Annotated in this window: 6 protein-coding genes and 2 pseudogenes; 6 read left to right on the plus strand and 2 right to left on the minus strand. The window is 69.2% G+C overall.

What is annotated here, in order from left to right; translation table 11 throughout:
* From QOL99_RS13785 to QOL99_RS13805, 6 genes and pseudogenes are all read left to right on the plus strand, one after another.
* Window positions 1-936: TROVE domain-containing protein (locus QOL99_RS13785; protein ID WP_285524656.1), on the plus strand; the 936-nt coding region annotated here is incomplete at its 5' end.
* A 216-nt stretch (window positions 937-1152) separates the two neighbouring features.
* Window positions 1153-1428: pseudogene (locus tag QOL99_RS17770) on the plus strand (RNA ligase (ATP)); the annotation flags it as partial.
* 40 nt (window positions 1429-1468) lie between these two features.
* Window positions 1469-1906: pseudogene (locus tag QOL99_RS13790) on the plus strand (hypothetical protein); the annotation flags it as partial.
* Complete coding sequence (locus QOL99_RS13795; RefSeq protein WP_285524658.1) at window positions 1806-2738, plus strand: RNA ligase (ATP); 933 nt, start codon at window positions 1806-1808, stop codon at window positions 2736-2738. The pseudogene QOL99_RS13790 and the gene QOL99_RS13795, both read left to right, overlap by 101 nt.
* A gap of 114 nt (window positions 2739-2852) precedes the next feature.
* On the plus strand, window positions 2853-3443 hold the full coding sequence (locus QOL99_RS13800; RefSeq protein WP_285524660.1) for a 3'-5' exonuclease: 591 nt from the start codon (window positions 2853-2855) through the stop codon (window positions 3441-3443).
* A gap of 270 nt (window positions 3444-3713) precedes the next feature.
* Window positions 3714-4355 (plus strand): metallophosphatase domain-containing protein, encoded by a 642-nt coding sequence (locus tag QOL99_RS13805; protein ID WP_285524662.1) that lies wholly within the window; start codon window positions 3714-3716, stop codon window positions 4353-4355.
* A 172-nt stretch (window positions 4356-4527) separates the two neighbouring features.
* On the opposite strand, the gene QOL99_RS13810 is transcribed toward QOL99_RS13805, so the two are convergent.
* Together QOL99_RS13810 and QOL99_RS13815 are read right to left on the minus strand one after the other, a co-directional pair.
* Entirely contained in the window at window positions 4528-5673 is a 1146-nt protein-coding gene (locus QOL99_RS13810; protein WP_285524664.1) for a hypothetical protein, read from the minus strand.
* 130 nt (window positions 5674-5803) lie between these two features.
* Window positions 5804-6223 carry an MbcA/ParS/Xre antitoxin family protein gene (locus tag QOL99_RS13815; protein WP_285524666.1) on the minus strand — a complete coding sequence of 140 codons (420 nt, stop codon included), beginning with the start codon at window positions 6221-6223 and terminating at the stop codon, window positions 5804-5806.
* Between the last annotated feature and the right edge of the window lie 633 nt (window positions 6224-6856).

Here is a 6856-nt window from a genome sequence, read left to right on the forward strand (position 1 = left end):
AGCCCGGCGATTGATCAGCTCATGCGGGGCGAGCTGAAGCTGGACGGCGAGACCTGGGAGAGCCTGATCAGTGCGCAGGGCAGTGGGAAGGCCCAGTGGGAAGAGGCGGTGAACGTGATGGGTCACATGGCCCTGCTGCGCAACCTTCGCAACCTGCTCAAGCATGGCGTGGCGCCCGAACTCTTCACCGGCAAGCTGGTGGAGGGAGCGGCGAAGGGCAAGCAGCTCCCCTTCCACTACTACAGCGCCTACCGTGCGGTGCAGGAGGTGAAAGCTCCTCAGTCTGTCCTGAGTGCTATCGAGGACGCTCTGGAAGTCAGCCTGGGTGAGTTGCCCCGTTTCACTGGCCGGGTGATGAGCCTGTGCGACAACAGCGGGAGTGCACAGGGGACGGCGACGTCGAGCATGGGCCGCATGCAGGTCAGCACCATCGCCAACCTCAGCGCCGTGCTCACGGCCCGCCGCGCAGATGAGGGCCATGTCGGCGTGTTCGGCGACCGCCTGGAAACGTTCCGGGTCGAGGGGAAAGTCGTGCCTAACCTGGAGCGGGCTGAGCGGCTCGCCAAGAACATCGGGATGGGCACGGAGAACGGCATCTGGCTGTTCTGGGACCAGGCGATTCGCGACCGGGAACACTGGGATCACGTGTTCGTGTACAGCGACATGCAAGCGGGGCACGGTGGTCTGTACGGCACCAACCCGGGTGCGTACCGCGAGTACATCTGGCCGGGGGGCGGGCATTACGTCGACGTGCCCAAGTTGATCCGCGCCTACCGGGAACAGGTCAATCCGCGGGTGTTGGTGTACCTGGTGCAGGTGGCAGGCTACGCGGACACCATCGTGCCCGAGACGTACCGCGGCACCTTCATCCTCGGTGGGTGGGGCGACGGGTTGCTGCGCTACGCCCACGCCATGAGTCAGAACTTCAGTACCTGAGAACGCCCCGTGAGGGGCGTTTTTCGTATCTGTCCCCTGCGCCACCTCGCGTAGACCCGTATGGGCGCGACGGCCGATGTCTCAGCCTCCGTCCTCCCGTACTCTCCGCTGCGGCAGCCCGGAGTGTGCCCCATCGGAGAATACTTATGGCCGAACGTCAAGTCATCAAGGAGCGTGCCCGCCTCTTCCCCCACNGCTGCCCATTGGAGAACGCTTATGGCCGAACGTCAAGTCATCAAAGAGCGGGCCCGCCTCTTCCCCCACCCGAACGCCGATCGCCTGGAACTGTGCAAGGTCGGCGCCTTCCAACTCGTCGTCCGCAAGGGGGAGTTCCGGGAGGGCGACCCCATCATCATCGCCCCCGAGCGCGCCCTCCTGCCCCCCCATCTGGCAGAGCGCTACGTCAACGCTGATACGGGCGCCTCGTACCTGCATGGCCCGGACAAGAACCGGGTCGGCCCGGTGCGCCTACGCGGCGAACTCTCGCAGGGCGTGATCCTGCCCGGCGAGGGACTGGAGAACNCCCCACCCGAACGCCGATCGCCTGGAACTGTGCAAGGTCGGCGCCTTCCAACTCGTCGTCCGCAAGGGGGAGTTCCGGGAGGGCGACCCCATCATCATCGCCCCCGAGCGCGCCCTCCTGCCCCCCCATCTGGCAGAGCGCTACGTCAACGCTGATACGGGCGCCTCGTACCTGCATGGCCCGGACAAGAACCGGGTCGGCCCGGTGCGCCTACGCGGCGAACTCTCGCAGGGCGTGATCCTGCCCGGCGAGGGACTGGAGAACCTCCCCTTCGGTGAGGACCTCTCCCCGCATCTGGGCATCACCTTCTGGGAACCACCCGTCCCGGTCCACATGGCGGGGGANGGTGGTGCGCAAGGGGGAGTTCCGGGAGGGCGACCCCATCATCATCGCCCCCGAGCGCGCCGTCCTACCTCCCCATCTGGCAGAGCGCTACGTCAACGCTGATACGGGCGCCTCGTACCTGCATGGCCCGGACAAGAACCGGGTCGGCCCGGTGCGCCTACGCGGCGAACTCTCGCAGGGCGTGATCCTGCCCGGCGAGGGACTGGAGAACCTCCCCTTCGGTGAGGACCTCTCCCCGCATCTGGGCATCACCTTCTGGGAACCACCCGTCCCGGTCCACATGGCGGGGGAAGTCGCCCCCCTTCCCCCGGTGGGACACTACACCCATCACGACGTCGAGCAGTTCGGCATCTACGCCGGGGAGTTCCAGGCGGGGGAGCCCGTCCTCGCCCACGAGAAGCTTCACGGCTCGCAGGGCGTGTACTTCCGCACGGCGGCAGGCGCGTGGCTGGTCACCAGCAAGGGACTCTCCCGCAACCGCCTCACCCTCAGGGAGAACAGCGGCAACGTGTACTGGCAGGCCGCCCGCAGGGTCGGGCTGTTCGAGGCGGCGGACGCGGCCTTCCCGGGTGGCGAGGTGCAGGTGTTCGGGGAGGTCGTCCCGGTGCAGAAGGGCTTCACCTACGGGGAGCGCCAGCCGACGGGGTTCGTGTTCAAGCTCGTTCACGAGGGCCGGGTGCTGCCCCGTGCCGAGTGGCCGATGTGGTTCGTGGAGCAGAGTGTTCCGCTGCTGTACGAGGGACCGTTCGACGTGGCAACGCTGCGGGAGTTGCGCAACGGTCTGGAGACCGTCTCGGGCCAGGGACTGCACATCCGCGAGGGGATTGTGGTGACGCCGCTCGTCCCACGCCTCACGGCGGACGGACGCGACCTGAGCCTGAAGCTGATCTCGGACGCCTACGCGAAGAAGGAGACCGGGGAGGAGTACAGCTGATGCCCTTACTCAACGTCATCGACGTGGAAGCTACCTGCTGGCCGGGTGAGCCCCCGCCCGAGCAGCACAGCGAGATCATCGAGATCGGCGTGTGCGTCCTCAACCTNACAGCTGATGCCCTTACTCAACGTCATCGACGTGGAAGCTACCTGCTGGCCGGGTGAGCCCCCGCCCGAGCAGCACAGCGAGATCATCGAGATCGGCGTGTGCGTCCTCAACCTGGGGACGCTGGAGCGGGTGGAGAAACGGAGCCTGCTCGTGCGCCCGGAGCACTCCGAGGTCAGCGCGTTCTGCACGGGGCTGACCGGCCTCACGCCCGAAGAGGTGGCGACGGGTCTGCCCTTCCGGGAGGCCTGCGAGGTCCTGCGGCGCGACTTCGACAGTGCCTCCCGCCCGTGGGCGAGCTGGGGCGACCACGACCGCCGGCAGTTCGAGCGGCAGTGCGGGGAAGAAGTCCCCTCCCCGTTCGGCGCGGGTCATACCAATGCCAAGGGGGTGTACGCGGCCGGGTACGGGCTGAAGCGGGCGGGGATGGCCCGGGCGCTGAGGCACGCGGGGTTGCCCCTGGAGGGGACCCACCACCGGGGGGCGGACGATGCCTGGAACATCGCGGCGCTCATCGTCCGCATGGTGCGCGACGGGGTGTGGCAGCGGGCTGCGTTGCAAGCCTTGATCGACCTCGACCAGGAGCTGGCCCTGCTCTGACGGCACCGGACCGCGCACCCGGGCGTGCTCATGGCGCTGGACGGGGCTGGGTGGCGCACGTCCGTCCTGAACTCCGGGGGCAGTGACCGGACCCGCATATCTGGCAACCCCGCCGTCACCCAGCGGCTACGCTGGGGCGGTGAAGCAGGGCCAGCAAAGCAGCGTGGGGCCGAACCGCGGCCGCATCGGGGGAGCAGGAAACGAGCCATTCGGAGGGGTGCGGGCTCACCAGCGGCACGCGGCGCACGGCCTCGCCGGGGACACCTGCCCATGAGGCTGGTCTGCCTCTCTGACACCCACGGCCTGCACGACCAGGTCCGTCTCCCGCCCGGCGACGTCCTGCTGCACGCCGGGGACGTGAGCGGTCGCGGGCGGCTCGACGAGATCGGCCGCTTCCTGAGCTGGTTCGGCCGGGTCGGCGACTTCCGGCACCGCGTGATGATCGCGGGCAACCACGACGTCGCGTTCGAGCGCACGCCCCACCTCGCCGAGGGGCTGATCCCAGACAACGTCACTTACCTCAGCGACTCGGGGGTGGAGCTGGACGGCGTGCGGTTCTGGGGCAGTCCCGTGACGCCCGAGTTCATGGGCTGGGCCTTCAACCGCACCGACAAGGAGTTGGCGCAGCACTGGACCCGGGTTCCGGCGGGTGTGGACGTGCTGGTCACGCACGGCCCGCCCCGGGGCATCCTCGACCGCGTGCTGCCGGAGGGTCAGGCCGTCGGATGTCCGCACCTGGGCCGAATGATTGAGCGTCGGCGCCCCCGGGTCCACGTGTTCGGGCACATCCACGAGGGGTACGGCCGGGAGGAGCGCGGCGGCGTGCAGTACCTCAACGCCGCCGTGTGCGACGTGCGCTACCAGGTGAGCCAGCCACCTCAAGTGGTCGACGTGGGGGAGGTGAGCGGGTAGGCGCGACGACCTGCCGCACCGGCCCTTCGGGGCAGTTGTGCTGCCGGACAGTCTCTTCGTGAGCACCAGAAAGCGGGAGACGCCGGTGCCCGCCCACCAACCCACGCCGGAGACAGCTTCGGTGGATGTACCGCTGGTCCATGGGGAACGGCAGGCCCACAGGTCCTCTCCCTCAGCGCCGTGAGTCGGGGATCACCTCCCCGAGGGGCAGCCACCCGGTCATCCGTTGCACCCGGACGGTCAGGGCCCTCAGCTCCCTGCTGCGAACGGGGTCGAGCGCGAGGAGTTCCCGCTCGGCCCAGGCCAGCCAGGCCCGGAACGCCTCGGTCCCGGCGTCAGGGGAGCCCTGAAGTTGGGTCCGCACCCAGTCGAGATAGGCCCGCAGCCGCTGACCCTCCTCCCAGCGCCGGGCGTGGGCCAGCAGCGTCTCCCGGCAGGCCTGCTCCTCCTCGCGTCGCCGCCGGAGTTCCACCTGCCGCTGCGCCTCGATTATCCGCAGCCGCTGGGTCTCCAGCTCCTGCTGCCGGCGGCGCTCCGCCTCCGCCGCCTGGGCCTGCCGCCGCTGTTCGGCCCGCCCCGGCACCGCCCGGAACGCGCCGATGATCCCGGACATCTGGTCTTCCAGTGGGAGGGGTCCGTCGCACCAGGAGGCCGTGGGCACGTCCCCCGTGGGGTCCAGCACCAGCAGGCTCAGTTTCCCCGTTCCCTGCGCCTTCTGCCGTGAGGGCGTGTCCCAGGTGGAGCGGGCGGGCAACAGGGGCAGCCCCTCCTGCGACCGGACCTGCTCCTTGAGGCGCAGCCGGACCTGCTCGCCCCCCACCTCGAGGAAGGTCGAGCGGTGCTGCGCCGTGACGGTCATCCCTGCGGCGCGAGCCTCCTCAATCAGCCGCGACATGACCTGCAAGGCCCGCGGCAGGGCGTCCCGGGAGACCATCAGGTCCAAGTACTCCGTCGTGCCGGTCCAGCGGGGAACGAGGCGGCCCCACACGTCGGTGTCCGCCCCCTCATAGGCCCGCTCAGTGCGCTGCACCACCTGGGGACGGGGGGACGTTTGCGTCACAGGTGGTGGCACAAAGGCGGGCCGCTCCGCCTTGGCCTTCTTCGTCGGCGTCTCGCTCTTCGGCAGGGGGGTCCGTTTCACCGGCTGTCCCGCCCGCAGCCGGGCCCAGTAGCCGCGGGGCGGCTTGGGGATGTTGCGCCGCGCGCAGACCTTGGTCAGGGCTGTGCCCGTGATGCCGAGGTCGGCCGCCACCTCTTCGGCCGGCTTGGACCACACCAGGTCGTACAACTCCTCGCGGGAGGGCCAGCGTCGGGTCATGCCCCAGCGTGAGGGGGATGGGGACAGCGGTCAAGGCGGTCCGCCGGGACCGTCTGCCCCGGGGCGCCTGCCTGTTCATCGCGTCCCCCACGAGGTCGTGCCCGGCGACGTCCCCCGCCGGGGTCCACCCTCACCCGTAGTTCCCGGAGAGCCGCCCCTCCAGGTACGCCCGGACCCGGCGCTCCCCCACGCGGCTGACCAGCAGGTCCAGCGGGCTTCGGGCCTCCAGGTGACGGTTGGGACGGCTCAGCCAGCGGGCGGCGTCTTCCGCGTCCAGGACGGGCCGCACGTCGGCGTAGAGGCGACCCAGGGCGAGGAGGTCGTCCAGCATCCGGACGTCGACCGTCCCGCGCCGCCCGCGGAGGAAGGCGGGAAGCTGGCCCTCTCCCAGGAGCGGCTTCAGGTGCTGTCGCACGGCTGCCACGATCAGGAGCGGCAGACCCTCACCCTCCACGACCAACCGCTCGGCAGCCTCGGCCTCGAGGCCGATCAGCTCCCGCACGATCTGCTGGTAGAGCCCCTCGCCCTGCACGTGTGGTGCGACGGTCATGCCGCCATTGTGCCGCTGGGCTGGCAGGGCTCGCCAGAGCACCAGCACGGCGGGCCCTGCCTCTCGCCCGGGCGCCATTCGTGGACGGGAGGCAGACGGTCGGGTCTGAACCTACAGGACGCAACAGGACGGCCGGGCCCTGAACGCCGCGGACTGGCCGCAGCACCACCAGAGGCACCTGGTGGGCGTACGCCCCTGGTCAGCTCCACAAGGCGGCCCACCTCACTGCCCCCCAACATCCAGTTGTGCCCAGAAGTCGCCGAGCCGGGTCTACCAGTGTTCCAGTTCCGGCGGTTCCAGCCCGCTCTGTCCGGTCATCTGCGCAAAGCGATCTTCTCCGGTCCCTGCCTAGACAGATTTGTCGGTGCTGCCGTGTTCCATCTTTTTCACTCTGATCACTCGGGCTGGCCTCTTGACCAGGCACTTTGAAACAGAACAGTCAGCCTCGCGAGTACTCAGCGACACCTACCGGTCCCCGATCTCCACCACGGGTTCGCCTTGCGCCAGCAGGCGGTGGGCTTCAGAGAACACCCGGGTGAACACGTCTTTCAGGAACCCGGTGCTGGTGTTCCCACAGGTCATGTAGAGCAGTTGCGGCGGGGGTCCCAGCCGCGTCACCCGGTCGAGAAAGTC

The sequence above is a fragment of the Deinococcus rhizophilus genome, from assembly GCF_030271215.1.
GTDB lineage: Bacteria > Deinococcota > Deinococci > Deinococcales > Deinococcaceae > Deinococcus > Deinococcus rhizophilus.